Raw genomic sequence first — 18859 nt, 5'->3', positions numbered from 1 at the left:
AAGGACGACAAGCCCCGGCGCAAAGGAGCGCCGGGACCCGAATGTCGGTTGGGAGTGAGGGGTCAGTTCTTCTGCGGGGCGAGCGCGAAGGCGTCGGCGAGAACGCGGTAGATGTCGCTCTCCTCCATGTAGCCCTTGAACTCCTCGGCGCCGGGGCCGTGCGCCTGGAGCACGACATCATCCACGGCATGGACGGCCGTGTCGGCCGAACGCGGCAGGTTGCCTTCGCGGAAGACGGCGCCCGGCACGGTCTTGTAGGCCTCGTTGGCGACGTATTCCTTCTTCTCGTTCTGAACGGCGGGCTCGAACGGGCCGTCCATCTTGGGGCGGAAGGTTTCGTAATAGTCGGGGAAGTCGGCGGCGAAGATCGCGAGGCGACGCGACACGTCGACCTTGTCCGGGTAGCCGTCGCCGTCCTTGTCCTCGTAGTTCGGGAAGCCGGCCGAGGCATAGACGCCGACCTTCTCGCGCATGTCCGTGCCCGGCTTGTCGTCGTCGATCGTGCCGATGATCGAGATGCCGTGCGTGTGGTCGGCGGTGGTCACGATCAGCGTGTCGGGATGGGTCTTCTGGAACTCCAGCGCGGCGCCGACGGCCTTGTCGAACTCGATCGTGTCGATCATCGAGCGCTCGAAATCCATCGGGTGCGAGGCCTTGTCGATGCAGGAGCCCTCGACCATCAGGAAGAAGCCCTCGGGGTTCTTCGACAGCCTGTCGAGCGCGACCTGCGTCATCTCCACCAGACCCGGCTGGTTCGGGAATTTCGACACGGTGCCCTTCTTCAGGAAGCCGCGATCCAGCATGAAGTCCATGTTGCCGGTGTGGAACAGGCCGAGAAGCTTGTCCTGATTGGAGGTCTTGGCGGCTTCCAGCTCGGTCTTGTCGGTCGCCAGCGCGTAGCCCGCGTCCCGGAACATCTGGATATAGTCCTTGTCGTCCTTGCGCTTGGAGCCGGGGGTGGACTGCGGCAGGAAATAGGCCGAGCCGCCGCCGAGCACCACGTCCGGCTTCACCTTGAAGAACATGTCGACGATCTCGGGCTTGTCGGCCCGCTTGCGGGTGTGTGCCACCACGGCGGCGGGCGTCGCGTCCTCGATCTCGGAGGTGACGACGATGCCGACCGACTTTTTCGTGGTGCGGCGGAGCGCCTCGGCGATGGTCTCCACCTTCGGGTCGTCGAAGGAGTTCTTGGTGCGGTCGGCATAGACGCCGAGCGCGTTGATCGCCGTCTTGTGGCCGGTCATGTAGGCCGACATCGTGTTGGCGCTATCGGTGGCGATCGAGTCGGTCGAGGACGTGCCGACAAAGGCCATGTGGTCGAGATCGTCCATGGCGAGACGCCCGTTCGCCTTGCCCTCGGTCACGCCCTTGGACATGATGCGCGCGCCGGTGCGGTTGGCGATCGACATGCCGTCGCCGAGCAGGAAGATGATGTTCTTGGCCTTGGCGATGGAAGGCGTGCCGAACACCTCCCAGGTCACGCTCTTGGTCTCGTCGCCGGCCTTGGCCTCGACCTTGTAGCTGCCGGGCGTCAGGATGTGGCCGCCCTGGATGCGCACGGCGGAGGCCTCGACGCCGTCTTCCTTCTCGATGAACTCGACGGGCTGGCCGAGCACTTCGGCGGCCGGCTTGCCGTTGATCGTCACGGTCACGTCGTCCGGCTTCACCACGCCCTTGAACTCGACCTTCATGTCGAAGGGCGAGCCGGCGAGGATGGTGGCGCGGTCGAGCGGCATGACGGTCGCCGCATGGGCGGACGCGGTCAAGGCGCTGGTGACGACGAGCAAGCTGAGAAGTCGGCGCATCTTGTGTCTCCGAGGAGTGGGATCACCTTGGCGCCTTAAGTGCTCTCCATAACATTCGCGTGACATACAAGTGAAAACGCACACTTTCTCGTGCTGTAATGTTATAACATAAAAATCCGGCGGAGGTTCTATTTGCGCTGAACTGGCGCGGCGGACGCAACGTCGGCGCGTGGCTGGCAAAGACCGAGCGGCCCTTCGGGCGTTACGCAACTCTTACTTGGATCGCGGCGAGCCTGCGGCAATGGCGCCGCTGTCTCCCCCTGCGGCAGCGCTTCCCGGCCCGGAAGTGCCATGGTATCGCGCGCCTTGCGCTTCAACCCGCGGGAGAAACCACCCATGCCGGACATGCCGAGTTTCGCCGAAGCCAGACGCCATGTGCTGGCCCATCCCGGCGCGGCCGAATGGAGCGAGACGTTCCGGCGGCGGTTCGAGGCGCATTTCCCGGCGCTCTTTGCCGAATTCTCGCGCGTCTATGCCGGTCATCCGGGGTTTCTGGCCGAACTCGGCGAGGCCGTGGCGCTCGCGGCGCGCTCGCATGCCGAGCGCTCGGCCGATCTGAAGGCGCTGGATGCCGCGCGCGAGGCCGATCCCGACTGGTTGTCGAGCGAGCGGATGCTCGGCGGCGTCTGCTATGTCGATCGCTATGCCGGGACGCTCCAGGGCATCGAGCGGCAGATTCCCTATTTCGAGGAACTCGGCCTCACCTATCTCCACCTCATGCCGCTGTTCCGGGCCCCGGAGGAGAATTCCGACGGCGGCTATGCCGTCTCCTCCTATCGCGAGGTCGATCCCCGGCTCGGCACGATGGCGGATCTGGAGCATCTGTCGGGCGTGCTGCGCGAGCGCGGCATCTCGCTTACCGTCGATTTCGTCTTCAACCACACCTCGAACGAGCACGAATGGGCGCAGCGCGCTCTCGCGGGCGAAAAGGCGTTCGAAGACTATTACCTGATCTTCCCGGACCGGACGCTGCCCGACCAGTACGAGCGGACGACGCGGGAAATCTTTCCCGACGACCATCCCGGCTCCTTCGTGCAACTGCCGGACGGGCGCTGGATCTGGGCGACCTTCTACCATTTCCAATGGGACCTGAACTACGCCAACCCCGCCGTCTTCCGGGCCATGGCCGGCGAGATGCTGTTTCTCGCCAATCGCGGCGTCGAAATCCTGCGCATGGACGCGGTGGCCTTCATCTGGAAGCGGCTCGGCACGCCCTGCGAGAGCCTGCCCGAGGCGCATCACTTGCTGCGCGCCTTCAACGCCCTGTGCCGCATGGGCGCGCCCGCCATGGTGTTCAAGTCCGAGGCGATCGTCCATCCGGACGAGGTCGTCACCTATATCGACGAGGCGGAATGCCCGATCTCCTACAATCCGCTCGTCATGGCGCTCGGCTGGGAAGCGCTGGCGACGCGCGACGCACGGCTCCTGCAACTCGCCTTCGACCGGCGTCAGGCGCTGCCGCCCGGCTGCGCCTGGGTCAACTATGTGCGCAGCCATGACGATATCGGCTGGACCTTCGCCGACGAGGAAGCCGCCGAGCTCGGCATCCATGGCGGCGATCACCGGCGCTTCCTGAACCGGTTCTATGTCGGGCGCTTTCCCGGCTCCTTTGCCGAAGGCGAGCCCTTCCAGGAGAATCCGCGCACCGGCGACTGCCGGATCACCGGCACCACCGCCTCGCTCGCGGGCCTCAAGCGCGACGAGGAAAACGGCATCCGGCGCATTCTCCTGCTTCATTCGATCGCGCTCGCCGCCGCCGGCATTCCGCTTCTTTATCTCGGCGACGAGGTCGGCCAGCTCAACGACGAAAGCTTTCGCGAGCGCCCGGCCGAGGCGGTGGACAGCCGCTGGATTCATCGGCCCTTCCGCCCGGACGCGCTTTATGCGCAGCGCCACGACCCGACCACGGTGCCCGGCCGGCTCTTCGAGCGGCTGCGCCATCTGATATCCTTGCGCAAGCGCACGCCGGCCTTCGGAGGAACCGCGCTGCACGGGTTCTGGACCGACAATCCCCATGTGCTCGGCTTCGTCAGGCCGGATGCCGGCGGCGTTCTCGTCTTCGCCAACATGTCCGACGAGACGCAGACCCTTGCGCCCGAGCGCTTCGAGGCGATGAGGGCGGACGCGCTGGACCTCGTCGGGGGAGGGAGGGCGAACCTGCGCGAAGGGCTGACGCTGCCCCCGCTCGGCTTCGTCTGGCTGGTGACGGACTGAGCGTTCACGTCCACTCGGCGGGGCATGGCTTCGGACGGCGTGGAAGGCGCCCTCAACGATCGCGACGCACGCGAAGGGCATGTTGTTGCGGCGGTCGCGGAAGCAAAGTGAAGGCGGGTCGCAACAGACGTGAAGCAGGCGGAAGGCGACGCAACTCTTCGCGGACTTGCCCTCGTCTTCTCGCGCACCGAGTGCTCTTTCACCATCAAGTCGTGATCGGGATCTTTCGCCGCTCACGCATTCTGCTCAAAGGATTCGTAGCCGTTTAAGGTTTCTCTGCCAGGGTCCCTGCGTCACGCCTGGAGAGTGAAATGTTGTATTCGGTTAAGTTTCGACTGGCATTCGCTTTCGTCGTCTTGGTCGCTTTGGGCGGCGCGGGAAGTTTCTTGGGGCTTCGGCAGTCGAGCCAGACCTTCTCGGCCCTCAGCGAACTGGCGAACCGCCCGCTGGTGCAGGTCGAGGCGCTCGGCCGGGTCCAGCTCGCGCTGGCCGACGCCCGCCGCCTCCTGTTCCGCCTCATGCTGACCGAGCCGGCCGAGCGCGGGCCGCTCAAGGCCGAGTACGCCGCGTCCTGGCAGACGGCCGATGCCGCGATGAAGAGCTACCAGGGCGCGCTCGCGGCGCCCGCCCCCTCTGCCGGCGACACCGGTCCGGCCGCGCTCGCCGCGCTCCGGCAGAAGATGGACGCCGTTCTCGCCGAGATCGATGCGGGGCGCGCCAATGCCGACATTCTCGCCGACGTCACCCGGGACGAAGGGCCGGCGGCGCAGCGCCTGAGCGATGGGCTGGCGTCCGCCAGCGCCGCCGCGCGCGCCGATGTCGAGCGCTTCGTGGAGCGGACGGGCGCAAGCTACGAGACGGCCCGCAGCTGGACGATCGCCCTGATCGCGGCATCGCTGCTTCTCGCCGGCGCGGCCGGCTTCTGGATCCTGCGCAGCTTTTCCAAGGGCTTTTCGATGCTGCGCGAGAACATGCTGCGGGTCGGCTCGGGCGACATTTCCCATCGCATCGTTCATGGACGGCGAGACGAGATCGGCGAGCTTCTCACGACGCTATGCCAGATGCGCCTGAAGCTCAACGAGATCGTCGCGGCCGTCGGCGCGCGCGCCGCCTCCCTGGCGGGAACCGCCGGCGCCACGTCCTCGCTGTCGCAGCAGCTCGCGTCCGGCTCGGCCGAGCAGGCCGCCGCCACCGAACAGGCCAGCTCCGCCATGGAGGAGATGTCGGCCAATATCCGCCAGAATTCCGACAACGCCACGCAGACCGAGAAGGTGGCGCGCGAGGCCTTCTCCCACGCCCGGTCGAGCGAGACGGTTGTCCTGTCCTCCATGGAAGCCATGCGCGCCATCGCCGACAAGATCGCCCTCGTGCAGGAAATCGCCCGCCAGACCGATCTTCTGGCCTTGAACGCCGCGATCGAGGCGGCGCGCGCCGGAAGCCACGGCAAGGGTTTCGCGGTGGTGGCCTCGGAAGTGCGCAAGCTCGCCGAGCGCAGCCAAGGCGCGGCCGTCGAGATCGCCAAGCTCTCGCAGGACACGCTCGTGGCCTCGCAGGAGGCGGGCCGGATGCTGACCGCCCTCGTGCCCAACATCCAGCGCACTTCCGAACTCGTCTCGGAAATCTCCGCTTCCTGCCGCGAGCAGACGATCGGCATCGATCAGATGAACCAGGCGATCCAGCAGCTGAGCCAGGTGACGCAGGACAACGCGGCGGGCGCGGAGCAATTGTCGGGCTCGGCGCGCGAGCTGAACGCCGGCTCGGGCGACCTTCAGGAGCGCATCGGCTATTTCAAGCTGGAAGCCGGCCTGGCGCATTCGAAGGGCGCCTCGGCCGCGCCGATCGAGGAGGACGAAGCCGTGCGCGAGCCCTCCGCCCTGCCGCTCGCGGCCTGACCCCCGGGCGCCACCCGCCCTCGGCTTCTATGTGCCTTTCGCCCCGCCTTTCGCCCCGCCTGGCCCGGTCCACGCGGGGCGTTTTGTCGGGGCTTTGGCGCGCTTTGGACAGGCGGGCTGGCTTTTCCGGCGCAAGCCGCTTATATCGGGGCGCGTGCGAAGGGCCGAACCGGCCCTTTTGCGCCTTTCACGGCCCTTGCTGGACGACATCCCGGCTGCGGGCGACTTAAAACCTCCAACAAAAAAGGGGATCTACGATGTCGATCACGCCCGAGCGCAAGGCCGAGCTTCTCAAGGAATACGCGACCAAGGCCGGCGATACCGGTTCGCCCGAGGTCCAGGTCGCGATCCTGTCGGAGCGCATCGCCAACCTCACCGAGCACTTCAAGGGTCACAAGAAGGACAACCACTCCCGTCGTGGTCTCCTGAAGCTCGTTTCGCAGCGTCGCCGTCTCCTCGACTATCTCAAGGAGCGCGAAGAAGAGCGTTATTCCACGCTCATCACGCGCCTCGGCCTGCGCCGCTAACCAAGACTGCGGCGCCGGGGCTCCAAGCGTTCCGTCGCCGCATCCCGTTTCCGGCCGGCTTATCGCTGGCCACATGCCCCGGCGGCGCCGCGCCGATCGCTGCGACCGCCAAGGAAGAGGCCATCGCCCCTTCCTTCGAGTGAACGCTCATGGGGCAGGATTGCCGGTTGCTTCCCGGCATGGGGTCCCGGGCGTGTCGCCCTGGAGCCGCACCGTGCCCGGGGCCGTCCGCGCCCCGACCGAAGCCACCTGTCGTCTTGCCCGTGCGCGTTTGATTTTGCCACGGCCGCCTGTTGCGGCCCGCACAAGAGGCAACCCTCATGTTCAATACCCATAAGGTCGAGATCGAATGGGCCGGCCGCACGCTGGTTCTCGAAACCGGCAAGATCGCCCGCCAGGCCGACGGCGCCGTGCTCGCGACCTACGGTGAGACCACGGTTCTCGCGACCGTCGTGTCCGCCAAGGCCCCGAAGGCCGGCCAGGACTTCTTCCCGCTCACCGTCAACTACCAGGAAAAGGCCTTCGCGGCCGGCCGCATTCCGGGCGGCTACTTCAAGCGCGAGGGCCGTCCGAGCGAGAACGAGACGCTGGTCTCGCGCCTCATCGACCGTCCGATCCGTCCGCTCTTCGCGGAAGGCTACAAGAACGACACGCAGGTCGTCGTCACGGTTCTCCAGCACGATCTGGAAAACAATCCCGACGTTCTCTCGATGGTCGCCGCCTCGGCCGCGCTGACGCTTTCGGGCGTGCCCTTCATGGGACCGATCGGCGGCGCGCGCGTCGGCTACATCAACGGCGAGTACAAGCTGAACCCGCATGTCGACGAGATGGCCGAGTCCAAGCTCGACCTCGTCGTGGCCGGCACGCAGGACGCCGTCCTGATGGTCGAGTCCGAAGCGCGCGAGCTCGACGAGCAGACCATGCTCGGCGCCGTCATGTTCGGTCATCGCGGCTTCCAGCCGGTGATCGACGCGATCATCCGTCTGGCCGAGCACGCCGCCAAGGAGCCGCGCCAGCACAACGCGCCGGACTTCTCCGCGCTCGAGAGCGAGATGCTCGGCATCGCCGAGGGCGAGCTGCGCGACGCCTACAAGAACACCGACAAGCAGGCCCGCTACGCCGCCGTCGACGCGGTGAAGGCCAAGGTCACGGCGCATTTCTTCCCCGAGGGCGCGACCGAGCTTCGCCATTCGAAGGAAGATGTCGGCGCGGTCTTCAAGGAACTCCAGGCCAAGATCGTCCGCTGGAACATTCTCGACACCAAGAGCCGCATCGACGGCCGCGATCTCGAGACCGTTCGCCCGATCGTCGCGGAAGCCGGCATCCTGCCGCGCACCCACGGCTCGGCGCTGTTCACGCGCGGCGAGACGCAGGCCCTCGTGGTGGCGACGCTCGGCACCGGCGAGGACGAGCAGTTCGTCGACAGCCTGACCGGCACCTACAAGGAGACCTTCCTCCTTCACTACAACTTCCCCCCGTACTCGGTGGGTGAGACCGGCCGCATGGGTTCGCCCGGCCGTCGCGAGATCGGCCACGGCAAGCTCGCCTGGCGCGCCATCCGCCCGATGCTGCCGGCCAAGGAAGCCTTCCCCTACACGATCCGCGCCGTCTCGGAAGTCACCGAGTCGAACGGTTCGTCCTCCATGGCCACCGTCTGCGGCACCTCGCTGGCGCTGATGGATGCGGGCGTTCCGCTCGCCCAGCCGGTCGCCGGCATCGCCATGGGTCTCATCCTCGAAGGCGAGCGCTTCGCGGTTCTCTCCGACATCCTGGGCGACGAGGATCACCTCGGCGACATGGACTTCAAGGTGGCGGGTACCGAGAACGGCATCACCTCGCTGCAGATGGACATCAAGATCCAGGGCATCACCGAGGAGATCATGCGCATCGCCCTCGATCAGGCCAAGGGCGGCCGCATCCACATTCTCGGCGAGATGAACAAGGCCCTCGGCACGGCGCGCGCCGAGCTCGGCGAGTTCGCCCCGCGCATCGAAGTGATGAACATCCCGACCGACAAGATCCGCGACGTGATCGGCTCGGGCGGCAAGGTCATCCGCGAGATCGTCGAGAAGACCGGCGCCAAGATCAACATCGAGGACGACGGCACGGTGAAGATCGCCTCCTCCTCCGGCAAGGAGATCGAGGCGGCCCGCAAGTGGATCCACTCGATCGTGGCCGAGCCGGAAGTCGGCGAGATCTACGAGGGCACGGTCGTCAAGTGCGTCGAGTTCGGCGCCTTCGTGAACTTCTTCGGTTCGCGCGACGGCCTCGTCCACATCTCGCAGCTGGCCGAGGACCGCGTCCAGAAGACGCAGGACGTGGTCAAGGAAGGCCAGAAGGTCTGGGTCAAGCTCATGGGCTTCGACGAGCGCGGCAAGGTCCGCCTTTCGATGAAGGTCGTGGACCAGGCCACCGGCGAAGAGATCAAGAAGGCCGCCAAGGACGACGCCGCGGAGTAAAGTCCGGCAGCGCGTTCGACGGATTGGAAAGGGGCGGATGGCGACATCCGCCCCTTTTTTCGTCGCGGCTTCCGCCGGGGGCGTGAATCTCCCCTAACGGAAGCGGTTCGTTCACCTCGTCGTGGCAGAAAAGGGAAAATCACGGGCCCTTTCGATCGCACGATGCTAAGCCGACAAAGCTATTACCGACAGTCTCTCGGCCGTGTGATGGCACCGGTCGCCATATTGATCGGTTGCCTTCTGATCGCTCTGCTGGCCGGTATCATGGTGGTGGCCAAACAGCAGACCCGATTGTTCGACGAAGCGCAGAAGCGTCTGGCCGCCGACTCCGTCAAGTCGCAGCAGACCGGGCTTCTGCGCACCGCGATCGATTACGGAACATGGGAGGATGTCGGCATCCGGATCGTGCAGCACGCGGTCTACGATTGGGCCGACGATCACGTCGGCCTATCCGTCCAGCGCACCTTCGGCATCGACGCCGTCTTCATCCTGCTGCCGGACGGGCGCACGACTTACGCCTATCGGAACGGCGAGCGCGTGTCGCTCGCGGTGGAGCGCGCATTCGGGCAGGGTTTGACCCCCTTGGTGTCGAAGGCCCGATCCTTGCCCGTCGGCGAGGCCGTGGCGGGAAATGTCGCGTTCGAAGGCGAGCCGGCACTGGCGGCGGTGACACCGGTCGAGATGGTCAATCAGTCTCCCGATCAGCCGCTTCCGCTGCTGATCTTCGCTCAGCAGCTCGACGGCGCCCTACTCGAAAGCCTGTCCCAGACCTACTCGCTCCCCGCGTTGCGGTTGAACCCGGACACTCCCGCCGTTCGAACCACGGTTCCCGTCGAGACCTTGGATGGAGCGACGTTGTCCCACATGGAATGGACGGGCAGCGCGCTCGGCATGGGCCTGGTCAAGGTGGCGCTGCCGATCTGGATCATTCTGGCGCTCGCCTGTTCGGTGGGCGGCTATCTCATGCGCGGCCGGATCGACGCGGCGTCGAAGCTTCTGAGCATCGGCGAATGGCGGGTGCGCCACGACGCGCTGACCGGACTGCCGAACCGCGTCCATCTGGCGGAGCGGCTGGAACAGGCCTGCGGTCGCCTGGCGCAGGGCGGGCAGGGGTTCGCGCTCTTCTATCTCGATCTCGACGGGTTCAAGGCGGTCAACGACACGCATGGGCACGATGCCGGCGATCAGGTCCTGCGCACCGTGGCGCAGCGGATTCGCGCTCATCTCGAACCGTCCGACCTCGGAGCCAGACTGGGTGGGGACGAATTCGCCGTTCTGCTTCTGCCCGCGTCGCTGCCGTCCTTCGTCGAGGCGCGAGCCACGACCCTGATGAACGCCATCTCCCAGCCCATCCGCCTGGACAGCGGCGTGGAGGTCGATATCGGCGCCACGATCGGCGTGACGCTGGCGCCGCAGGACGCCGGTTCGCCCGAAGACCTGTTGCACGGCGCGGACAAGGCACTCTACGAAGGCAAGAGAGCGGGCAAGCGGCGCATTTCCTTCGCCCATCGCCTGCGCCCGCGCGCGACCGCCGCTTGAGGCGGACGGCGCGTGGGCGAGCCATAGCGCCGCGGGGGCCGGCCCCGATCCCGCGCGAAGGGGACGGGGCCGGCCTTGCAGCCCTCAGGGCGCCGGATTGCCGACGCGCTGGTGCACGGCGTCCACCGCCGCCTGCATCTCGTCGGTCCAGACGACCTCTTCGGCGGCCAGACATTCCTCGAGCTGCGCCAGCGAGGTCGCGCCGATGATCGTCGCCGTCACGAAGGGCTGCGCGAGCACGAAGGCGTTGGCGAAGGTGGCCGGGGCGAGGCCGAACTCGCGGGCCAGCGCCACATAGGCATCCACCGCCTCGGCCGTGCCCGGCTTCTCGTAGCGCTGGAGCCGGTCGAACAGCGCCTTGCGCGAGCCGGCGGGAAGCGCGCCGCCGGCATATTTGCCTGTCAGGAAGCCCTGGCCGAGCGGCGAATAGGCGAGAAGGCCGACCTCTTCGCGCAGGGCCACTTCCGCGAGCGCCGGCTCGAAGGTGCGGTTCAGAAGGCTGTAGGCGTTCTGGATGCTGGCGACGCGGGGTGCCTGCGTGCGCTCGGCATGGGCGAGATAGCGCATCGTGCCCCAGGCCGATTCGTTGGACAGGCCGACATGCCGGATCTTGCCCTCGCGCACGAGCTCGCCGAGCGCGTCCAGCGTTTCCTCGATCGGCACTTCGGTCGGGTCGGCGGCGGGCGTCTTCCAGCGCGTCGGCACCGAGCCGAAGCCCGATGTCGGCCGGTCCGGCCAATGGACCTGATAGAGGTCGATCGCGTCGATCCCCAGCCGCGAGAGCGAGCCTTCCACGGCCTCGCGGATATTGGCGCGGTCGAGGCGCGGCTTGGAGCCGTCCTGGCGGAACCAGGTGGAATCGGAGCGCCCGACCACCTTGGTCGCGATCACCAGCCGGTCACTGAGGCCCCGCGCCTTCAGCCAGGAGCCGATGAAGCGCTCCGTCGCCCCTTGCGTCTCGGCCTTGGGCGGGATCGGGTAAAGCTCGGCCGTGTCGAGGAAATCGACGCCGCGCTCGATCGCGCGGTCGAGTTGCGCATGAGCCTCGGCCTCGGTGTTCTGCTCGCCGAAGGTCATCGTGCCCAGGCAGATGCGGCTGACTTGGAGGCCGGTGCGGCCGAGCGGGCGTTTCTGCATTCGTGAGGTTCCCATGGTGGCAAGGGCGGCGCGCAGGCGGAAGGCGCCGGCGCCGGACGACGGTCGCAGGCCCGATCCGCCGCGCGCGTCCGGTTGCGATCGGAGCGAAGCTGGTCTCCCGCTCGGATCGCAACGGCGCGCGCCCTTGTCGGATCGAGCCCGGAGCGTCCGTCACGCGCTCTTAACCCTCCCGCTATCGCACCGCAAACGCGCCGGCTCGGCAAAGCCCGCTCGTCCCGTGAAAAGCGCAAGGGCTTCGGCCCTCGGGGCGAGCGCCCTATATCGGCGGGCAAGCCTGGCCCTGCCTCTGGAGCGTTCGATGCGTCTTCTCTTCGTGCCCGCCTTTGCCTGCGACGGCGATCTCTACGAGCCGCTGATCCCGCTTCTGCGGCCGGATTTCGACTGCGAGACGGTGACGCCCGCCGAGCCCGACATGGCGGCCTGCGCCCGGCTCGTCTTGGATGCGGCAGGCGAGGGGCCGTTCCTCGTGGCCGGCACGTCCTTCGGCGGGCATGTGGCGCGCGAGGTGGCGCTGATGGCGCCGGACCGCGTCCGGGGCCTCGTCGTCATGGGCGCAGGGCCGGCGGGCGTTGCCGACCGCACGCCGCTGGAGCGGCGCCGCGCCGCGATCGAGGCCGATGGCGGGGCCGAGATGCTGGAGGAGATGGCGCGCCGGATCGTCTTCGAACCGGAAGGGCGCGGGCAGGACGCGGCCGATGCGTTTCGCCGGATGGCCGCGCGCGCGACCGCCGGCCGGCTTCTGGCGCAGAACGAGGCGCTGGCGACGCGCCCCGACCGCGGCGCCGATCTCGGGCGCATCCCGTGTCCCGCGCTGCTGCTGTGGGGCGCCGAGGACGCCTTCTCGCCGCCCTCCGTCGGCGAGGCCATGGCCGGCGCCATGCCGGACGCGCGCTTCGTGCCGCTCGACGAATGCGGCCATCTGCCGAGCCTGGAGGCGCCGATGCGCGTGGCGGCCGAAATCCGCCGTCGCTTCGTGGTCTCCGGCGAGGCGCGCTGACCGCGTCGCGACACCTCGCCGCGTTTCCGGTTCGTTCCGGTTTTTCCTTGATGGCCGGGGTTAATTCTGCGTTAACTCCGGCCCATGCCCATCGTATCCCCGACCCAACGCGATCCCCTGGTGGACGGCCGGCAGTCCGAGCGCGCGCTTCTGGTGCGCCGGGGCGTGCAGCGGCTGATGATCCAGATGCGCGTCTCCGTCCTGCCCGAGATCCCGCTCGTCACCGGCCGGCGCGCCGATCTTCTCTGCCTGTCGGAAAAGGGCGAGTTCACGATCGTCGAGATCAAGTCCTCGATCGAGGACTTTCGCGTGGATCGCAAATGGCCGGACTATCGGCTCCATTGCGACCGCCTGTATTTCGCCACGCATCCTGGCGTGCCGACCGACATCTTTCCCGAATGCTGCGGGCTGATCCTGTCGGATGGCTACGGCGCGGAAATCCTGCGCGAGGCGCCCGAGGAGCGCCTGTCCGCCTCGACGCGCAAGGCCCTGACGCTTCGCTTCGCGCGCATCGCCTCGGACCGGCTGCTGCGGGCCGAATGGAGCGCCAACCCGTTCCTGACCGATGGCGGCCTGGCCCTGGACGAGGACGCCTGAAAGTCGCGTGGGCGCTGCCCCAACGAAACGAGCGGCCGGCGGCCGAAAGCCATCCGTCCGCTCGGTAGCGTTTGACGAGCCGGAAAGCCGCTCAGGTCAGGCCGCCTTGCCGTCCTCTTCCTCTTCGAAGGACACGGCGACATCGCCATTGGCCGACAGGCGCACCTTGTCGCCTTCCACGTCGGCGATGAAGCCCGCCGAGATGTAGTGGTGATGGCCCTCGTGGCGGCCCTCGCCGCTGTCCTTCTTGGTCAGCTTGATGCGTTCGCCCTCGACGCGGTCCACCGTGCCGACATGCACGCCGTCCGCGCCGATCACTTCCATATGTTCCCTGATGCGATCGAGCATGGTTCTCTTCCCTGATGAATGGATCAGGGTAACGCCGCGCGATCGATCGGGATGCATGGCCAGGCGGAATTAACGTCGCGCCTTCAGCGCGCGACGAAGCGGTTTTCCTGTCGCGGCAGCTCGCAAGAGCGATCGCCCTCGATGCGGCGCGCGGCTTCTGCCCAGAAGTCGTGCTCCTGGCCCGTGGGGCGTCCGGCCTTTTCCCAAAGGAAATAAGCCAGGTTGCGAATTTCCTGGTCCCTGTCGATTGCTGTGATCATGTCGTCCTCGACTTCCTCCCGCCGTCCCTTGGCGTGTGCCGCGTGGCCCGTCTTCAGGGGGAGGGGCGGGACGACGCATGGGTAGGTCTTCTAACGAACACATATTGCCCCAAGCAGGTACGAACAGGCGAACAGGCCGCCGAAACGCGTTTTTTCTTGTCGCGGGGTGAAATAAACCATGAGGGCGCTGCGTCGCCTCGGGCCTCGACCTCTGCAAGGCGTGGGAAAGAGCCACACTTTGCCTCCTGTGCGTTCCATGCTAGACGCTCGCGACCTATCGGCGAGCATCTAGCCTTTTCGGGCCGATGCGCGCCTTCCATGGAACCCTGGTCGCGGCGGGCTCGGTCCGTCACGAGAACGACGCTGCGCTTTTCTGCTCCATGATGTTCATCCTACCGGAGGCCTCGTCAGAGGAATGACCAGCGGCGAAGCGGCCTCCACGGCCGAAACGACAACGCACGGCGCGCACGGCCACCCCCGCAAGAGCCTGCCTGTCGTCGTCCTCGGCAGCATCGGCGTCGTTTACGGCGATATCGGGACGAGTCCCCTTTACGCGATGAAGGAATCGCTGCTGCATGTCGGCGGCGTGCCTTCCGCGTCCGAGATCATCGGCATCGTGTCGCTTCTGGTCTGGTCGCTCGTCATCGTCGTCACGGTGAAATACGTGATGCTGGTGCTGCGCGCCGACAACCAGGGCGAGGGCGGCGCGCTGTCGCTCATGGCGCTGGCGCAGACCGCGCTGAAGCGGCCCAACCGGGTGATCCTGACCCTTGGCATGATCGGCGCGGCGCTGTTCTACGGCGACGCGATCCTCACCCCCGCCGTTTCGGTTCTCTCGGCCGTGGAGGGCCTGAAGGTCACGACGCCGTGGCTCGACGCCTATATCGTGCCCATCGCGCTCGCCATCATCATCGGCCTCTACGCCATCCAGTCCTTCGGAACGGCCAAGGTCGCCGTGTTCTTCGGGCCGATCATGGCGGTCTGGTTCGTCACGCTGGCGGTGATCGGCGTGTCGCATATCGGCGACGCGCCGCAGATCCTCCATGCGCTGAACCCGGTGAACGGGTTCTGGTTCATGACCTCGCACGGCATTCTCGGCTTCACCGTGCTCGGCTCGGTGTTCCTCGCCGTGACCGGCGCCGAGGCGCTCTATGCCGACATGGGCCATTTCGGCAAGAGGCCGATCCGCATCGCCTGGCTCGGCTTCGTCGGCCCGGCGCTGATCCTCAACTATCTCGGGCAGGGGGCCTTCGCCCTCAACGACGCGGCGGCCCTGCCGAACCTCTTCTTCCTGTCGGCTCCCGAATGGGCGCGCCTGCCGCTCGTGATCCTCGCCACGCTCGCTACGATCATTGCCGGTCAGGCGGTGATCACCGGCGCCTTCTCGCTGACCCAGCAGGCCATCCAGCTCGGCCTCCTGCCGCGCCTGCAGATCGAGCACACGTCGGAATCGGAGCGCGGGCAGATCTATCTGCCGACCGTCAACTGGCTGATGATGATCGGCGTCGTGATCCTGATCGTCTTCTTCCAGGATTCCTCCTCGCTCGCCGCGGCCTACGGCATCGCCGTCACCGGCACGATGATCATCACCAGCCTTCTGGGCATCGTCGTCTTCGCCTATGGCTGGGGCTGGGGCCTCGGGCTCGCCGTTCTCGTGGTGACGCCGCTGATCGCGATCGACACGGCGTTCCTGGCGGCCAATCTCCTGAAGCTCGCGGACGGCGGCTACCTGCCGCTGGTGATCGGCGGCTGCATCATGGCGCTGATGGCCATCTGGGTGCGCGGCACGCGCCTCCTCAACACCAAGGCGCAGCAGCAGAACCTGTCGCTCGAGACCTTCATCAAGGCGATGGAGACCTCCTCCGTCACCCATGTCTCGGGCACGGCCATGTATCTGACCTCGACGCCCGAGACGGTGCCCTCCGCGCTCCTGCACAATCTCAAGCACAACCGCGTGCTGCACGAGAAGAACGTCATCGTCACCATCCGCACGGCCGAGGTGCCCTACGTCTCGGCGGCCGATCGCTTGACCTACCACCCGCTGTCGCCCGCCTTCGCGCGCGTCGAGCTGCATTACGGCTTCCTGGACGAGCCCAATCTCCTGGAGGCGCTGATCCAGCTGCGCGAACTGGGCGTCAAGTTCGACGTCATGTCCACGACCTTCTTCGTCGGCCGTCGGCGCATCAAGGCGGCGGCGCGCAGCGACATGCCGCGCTGGCAGAGCCAGCTCTTCATCAAGATGGCGCGCCATTCCTACGACGCGATCGACTATTACCGCATCCCGGCCAACCGCGTCGTGGAACTCGGAACCTACGTCACGCTCTGAGGCCGCCGTTTCCGGGCTTGCGGACAGAGCGTCGCACTCGCAGACGGCACGCTCCGCCCTAGCTTGTGGGTGATGCGGCCCCTCAAAGGCCGCCTCGCCGGACGCCACCGTCGCATATCGCGGCGGTCAGCGGGTTCCGGCCAGCCAGGGGCATCTCCATGGACGCGCAAACCTCGACCCAAACCCGCGAAAACGCGCGGCTCGGCGACATCGCGAACCGTTCGGAGAAGGGCACGGCCCTCAGCCTGATCCGAGCCGAAACCAAGGCGCGCGACGCCAAGACCGCGCGCCTCAAGGCGCTGCGCCTCGCACAGGAAGCCGACACGGCGCGCACAGAAGCCGAGCTTGCCGAACTCGCGCCCCGCCGCACCAAGAGCGTCAAAGCCAAGGCCACCAAGAGCGCCGTCCCGAAGACGGGCGCTGCCAAGGCTCCCCGGCGGGCCAAGGCGGCCTCCGCCGCATGAGGGCCTGATCGGTCGATCTTCGACCGACGAACCCCGCGGGGGGGCAAATCTGCGTCAGACGCGCGAGGCCGGCCACAAGTTTTTGTAGCCGGCTCTTATTGTTAGTATAACTAATGATTCTTCAACGCGTGGTTGGCAAGCTTCCCCTTGACCTCAAAGGGAACCTGCCATGACCTCCCGTTCCGATCTCCTGGACCGTCTCGCATTTCTGCAACTCGATGACGCGGCGCTTCAACGGATCGGAACGAAGGCCGATCTGATCGGCGAGGCCACGGCCGGGGGCATTTCCGCCTTCTACGACCAGATGGCGAAGGTTCCCGAACTCCAGTCCTTCTTCGCGCATGAGGGCATGCGCAAGACCGCCGAAACCGCCCAGAACAAGCATTGGGCGCGCCTCGCCAGCGGTCAGATCGACGATGGCTACGTGTCCGACGTCGAGCGCATCGGGCGCACCCATGCGCGCATCGGGCTGGAGCCGCGCTGGTATCTCGGCGGCTATGCGCTGATCCTCGAAGAAGCGATCCGCATCATGCTGCCGCGCCTTCTGGCGGGCGGCCTCCTGCGCCGGGGCAAGGTCGAGGAAGCGGCCGAGCTTCTGGGGCTCCTCGTCAAGGTCGCCATTCTCGACATGGACTATGGCGTCTCGACCTATCTGGAGGCGCTCGCCTCCGACAAGGCGCGCATGGAAGCGGAGCGCGAGCATGTGGCGGCCGAACAGGCCCGCTCGCTCGGCGAGGCCTCCGCCGCCATGGAGGAAATGACCGCCAATATCCGCCAGAACGCCGACAATGCCGGCACCACGGAAAAGATCGCGGCGCAGGCGTCGCTGAACGCCGATCGCGGCGGCGAGGCCGTGGGCAAGGCGGTGGAGGCGACGCGCACCATCGCCGGCAAGATCCAGGTCATCCAGGAAATCGCGCGCCAGACCGACCTTCTGGCCCTCAACGCCGCCATCGAGGCGGCGCGGGCCGGCGCCCATGGCAAGGGCTTCGCGGTGGTCGCCTCGGAAGTGCGCAAGCTCGCCGAGCGCGTCACCGTCGCGGCGGGCGAGATCGGGGACTTGTCGACCCGCTCGCTGGAAGTCTCGGAGGAAGCCGGCGGCGCGCTGCGCGCCCTCGTGCCGGACATTCGCCGCACCGCCGAACTCGTGTCGGAAATCTCCGCCGCCTGCCGCGAACAGTCGATCGGCGCCGAGCAGATCAGCCAGGCGATCAACCATCTCGACCGCACCGGGCAGCAATTGTCGGCCGGGCATGGCGAGACGCCGCGCGCCCCGGCGCGCGCGCGCCGGGCGGCCTGACGGCCCGGCAGCCTCGTCGAGGGGACACAAGGAAAGGGGCGGGCCGATGAACGGCCCGCCCCTTTCTCGCTTCCGCATGTGGCTGGAGGGCGGCCCGGCCTATTTCGTCCAGGCCGCGACCTTGTCCGGGTTGGCGGCGACCCAGGCCTTGGCGTTCGCGGCCGGGTTGGCGCCCTTTTCCTCGTTCTGCAGCATCATCTTCTGCTCGTCGTCGAGCGAGAGCTTGAAATTGGCGAGAATCTTGTGGACCTCTGGCATGTCCTTGTCCAAGCCGCTGCGCGCCACGGTGTTCACCGTTTCCTCGCCGCCGAAGGAGCCCTTGGGGTCGGCGAGATATTTCAGGTCCCAGCGCCCGAACATCCAGTGCGGCGTCCAGGTCGTCACGACGATCGGCTCCTTGCGGTCGATCGCGTCCTTCAGGGCGGCGGTCATGGTCGCGTCCGACCCGTCCACCAGGTTGACGTTGGTCAGGCCGTAATCCTTGATGGCCTTTTCGGAGGCCTGCATCAGGCCGGCGCCCGGATCGATGCCGATCACCTTGTTGCCGACCTCGGCGCCCTTGGTCTTCAAATCCTCGACCGAGGTCAGATCCACATAGGCGGGCACGGCCCAGCCGATCTTGGCGCCGCTGACATTGGGGCCGATGAGATCGACCTTGTCCTTCAGCTTGGCGTAATAGGCCGCGTGCGTCGCCGGCAGCCAGGCGGCCACCATGGCATCGGCCTCGCCGGTCGCCACCGCCTGCCACATGGCGGCGGCCGGGAGCGGCGTCAGGGTCACGTCGTAGCCCTTCGTCTTCAGCGTCTCGGCCAGAAGATTGGTCGCCACCACGGCGTCGGACCATTCCACATAGGCCAGGTTCACCTTCTTCTCGGCGGCCGAGGCGAGGCCCGTCATGAGGGTCGTGGCGAGAGCGGCGGCTGCTAGGAACTTCAGCATGGGTCTCGGAACTCCGTTGAGAGGGAAGGGGGGG

At 67.0% G+C, this 18859-nt stretch carries 14 protein-coding genes and 1 pseudogene; 10 read left to right on the top strand and 5 right to left on the bottom strand.

What is annotated here, in order from left to right; all coding sequences use genetic code 11:
- Positions 1 to 62 precede the first annotated feature (62 nt).
- Positions 63 to 1805, bottom strand: a complete 1743-nt coding sequence (locus tag B146_RS0119330) for an alkaline phosphatase (protein WP_019998129.1) — start codon at positions 1803 to 1805, stop codon at positions 63 to 65.
- Positions 1806 to 2141: 336 nt separating this feature from the next.
- On the opposite strand from B146_RS0119330, the gene B146_RS0119325 reads away from it, so the two are divergent.
- The 5 genes from B146_RS0119325 to B146_RS0119305 all read left to right on the top strand — a co-directional run bounded on the left by B146_RS0119325 (position 2142) and on the right by B146_RS0119305 (position 10436).
- A complete protein-coding gene (locus tag B146_RS0119325) occupies positions 2142 to 4019 on the top strand; it encodes an amylosucrase (protein WP_019998128.1) in 1878 nt (625 codons plus the stop codon).
- Positions 4020 to 4330: 311 nt separating this feature from the next.
- Complete coding sequence (locus B146_RS26730; protein WP_081631046.1) at positions 4331 to 5911, top strand: methyl-accepting chemotaxis protein; 1581 nt, start codon at positions 4331 to 4333, stop codon at positions 5909 to 5911.
- 257 nt (positions 5912 to 6168) lie between these two features.
- Positions 6169 to 6438 carry a 30S ribosomal protein S15 gene (rpsO, locus tag B146_RS0119315; RefSeq protein WP_019998126.1) on the top strand — a complete coding sequence of 90 codons (270 nt, stop codon included), beginning with the start codon at positions 6169 to 6171 and terminating at the stop codon, positions 6436 to 6438.
- 320 nt (positions 6439 to 6758) lie between these two features.
- Entirely contained in the window at positions 6759 to 8897 is a 2139-nt protein-coding gene (gene pnp / locus B146_RS0119310) for a polyribonucleotide nucleotidyltransferase (protein WP_019998125.1), read from the top strand.
- A gap of 264 nt (positions 8898 to 9161) precedes the next feature.
- Positions 9162 to 10436, top strand: a complete 1275-nt coding sequence (locus B146_RS0119305) for a diguanylate cyclase domain-containing protein (RefSeq protein WP_162141957.1) — start codon at positions 9162 to 9164, stop codon at positions 10434 to 10436.
- Positions 10437 to 10520: 84 nt separating this feature from the next.
- Here the strand turns inward: B146_RS0119305 and B146_RS0119300 are convergent, their stop codons facing one another.
- Positions 10521 to 11573 (bottom strand): aldo/keto reductase, encoded by a 1053-nt coding sequence (locus tag B146_RS0119300; RefSeq protein ID WP_019998123.1) that lies wholly within the window; start codon positions 11571 to 11573, stop codon positions 10521 to 10523.
- 319 nt (positions 11574 to 11892) lie between these two features.
- On the opposite strand from B146_RS0119300, the gene B146_RS0119295 reads away from it, so the two are divergent.
- Both B146_RS0119295 and B146_RS0119290 read left to right on the top strand, forming a co-directional pair.
- Positions 11893 to 12591, top strand: coding sequence for an alpha/beta fold hydrolase (locus B146_RS0119295; protein WP_019998122.1), 699 nt, complete (start codon positions 11893 to 11895; stop codon positions 12589 to 12591).
- Between the two features lie 84 nt (positions 12592 to 12675).
- Positions 12676 to 13188, top strand: coding sequence for an MmcB family DNA repair protein (locus B146_RS0119290; RefSeq protein ID WP_026358763.1), 513 nt, complete (start codon positions 12676 to 12678; stop codon positions 13186 to 13188).
- Between the two features lie 96 nt (positions 13189 to 13284).
- Here B146_RS0119290 and B146_RS0119285 read toward each other — a convergent pair whose 3' ends face one another.
- Both B146_RS0119285 and B146_RS28490 read right to left on the bottom strand, forming a co-directional pair.
- Positions 13285 to 13536, bottom strand: coding sequence for a DUF2171 domain-containing protein (locus B146_RS0119285; RefSeq protein WP_019998120.1), 252 nt, complete (start codon positions 13534 to 13536; stop codon positions 13285 to 13287).
- Positions 13537 to 13619: 83 nt separating this feature from the next.
- The gene (locus B146_RS28490) at positions 13620 to 13796 is read right to left on the bottom strand and encodes a DUF2934 domain-containing protein (RefSeq protein ID WP_019998119.1); all 177 of its coding nucleotides are present in this window, start codon (positions 13794 to 13796) and stop codon (positions 13620 to 13622) included.
- Between the two features lie 415 nt (positions 13797 to 14211).
- On the opposite strand from B146_RS28490, the gene B146_RS0119270 reads away from it, so the two are divergent.
- The 3 genes and pseudogenes from B146_RS0119270 to B146_RS0119260 form a co-directional block, all read left to right on the top strand.
- Positions 14212 to 16122, top strand: a complete 1911-nt coding sequence (locus B146_RS0119270; RefSeq protein ID WP_019998117.1) for a potassium transporter Kup — start codon at positions 14212 to 14214, stop codon at positions 16120 to 16122.
- Positions 16123 to 16280: 158 nt separating this feature from the next.
- Positions 16281 to 16586: a hypothetical protein gene (locus B146_RS26725; RefSeq protein WP_019998116.1), complete on the top strand. Its 306-nt coding sequence runs from the start codon at positions 16281 to 16283 to the stop codon at positions 16584 to 16586.
- Between the two features lie 169 nt (positions 16587 to 16755).
- A pseudogene (locus B146_RS0119260) lies at positions 16756 to 17826 on the top strand (methyl-accepting chemotaxis protein); the annotation flags it as partial.
- A 159-nt stretch (positions 17827 to 17985) separates the two neighbouring features.
- Here B146_RS0119260 and B146_RS0119255 read toward each other — a convergent pair.
- A complete protein-coding gene (locus tag B146_RS0119255) occupies positions 17986 to 18825 on the bottom strand; it encodes a glycine betaine ABC transporter substrate-binding protein (protein WP_019998114.1) in 840 nt (279 codons plus the stop codon).
- Between the last annotated feature and the right edge of the window lie 34 nt (positions 18826 to 18859).

It is taken from the genome of Aureimonas ureilytica DSM 18598 = NBRC 106430 (assembly GCF_000382705.1).
Taxonomy (GTDB): Bacteria; Pseudomonadota; Alphaproteobacteria; order Rhizobiales; family Rhizobiaceae; genus Aureimonas; species Aureimonas ureilytica.
The sequence above is the reverse complement of the archived record's forward strand: the minus strand, read 5'-3'. Positions and strand labels throughout refer to the sequence as shown.

Excerpts from the sequence above, each read along its gene's own strand:
- B146_RS0119330 (WP_019998129.1), bottom strand. The coding sequence starts at position 1,805 with ATGCGCCGACTTCTCAGCTTGCTCGTCGTCACCAGCGCCTTGACCGCG.
- B146_RS0119325 (WP_019998128.1), top strand. The coding sequence starts at position 2,142 with ATGCCGGACATGCCGAGTTTCGCCGAAGCCAGACGCCATGTGCTGGCC.
- B146_RS26730 (WP_081631046.1), top strand. The coding sequence starts at position 4,331 with ATGTTGTATTCGGTTAAGTTTCGACTGGCATTCGCTTTCGTCGTCTTG.
- rpsO (WP_019998126.1), top strand. The coding sequence starts at position 6,169 with ATGTCGATCACGCCCGAGCGCAAGGCCGAGCTTCTCAAGGAATACGCG.
- pnp (WP_019998125.1), top strand. The coding sequence starts at position 6,759 with ATGTTCAATACCCATAAGGTCGAGATCGAATGGGCCGGCCGCACGCTG.
- B146_RS0119305 (WP_162141957.1), top strand. The coding sequence starts at position 9,162 with ATGGTGGTGGCCAAACAGCAGACCCGATTGTTCGACGAAGCGCAGAAG.
- B146_RS0119300 (WP_019998123.1), bottom strand. The coding sequence starts at position 11,573 with ATGCAGAAACGCCCGCTCGGCCGCACCGGCCTCCAAGTCAGCCGCATC.
- B146_RS0119295 (WP_019998122.1), top strand. The coding sequence starts at position 11,893 with ATGCGTCTTCTCTTCGTGCCCGCCTTTGCCTGCGACGGCGATCTCTAC.
- B146_RS0119290 (WP_026358763.1), top strand. The coding sequence starts at position 12,676 with ATGCCCATCGTATCCCCGACCCAACGCGATCCCCTGGTGGACGGCCGG.
- B146_RS0119285 (WP_019998120.1), bottom strand. The coding sequence starts at position 13,536 with ATGCTCGATCGCATCAGGGAACATATGGAAGTGATCGGCGCGGACGGC.
- B146_RS28490 (WP_019998119.1), bottom strand. The coding sequence starts at position 13,796 with ATGATCACAGCAATCGACAGGGACCAGGAAATTCGCAACCTGGCTTAT.
- B146_RS0119270 (WP_019998117.1), top strand. The coding sequence starts at position 14,212 with ATGACCAGCGGCGAAGCGGCCTCCACGGCCGAAACGACAACGCACGGC.
- B146_RS26725 (WP_019998116.1), top strand. The coding sequence starts at position 16,281 with ATGGACGCGCAAACCTCGACCCAAACCCGCGAAAACGCGCGGCTCGGC.
- B146_RS0119255 (WP_019998114.1), bottom strand. The coding sequence starts at position 18,825 with ATGCTGAAGTTCCTAGCAGCCGCCGCTCTCGCCACGACCCTCATGACG.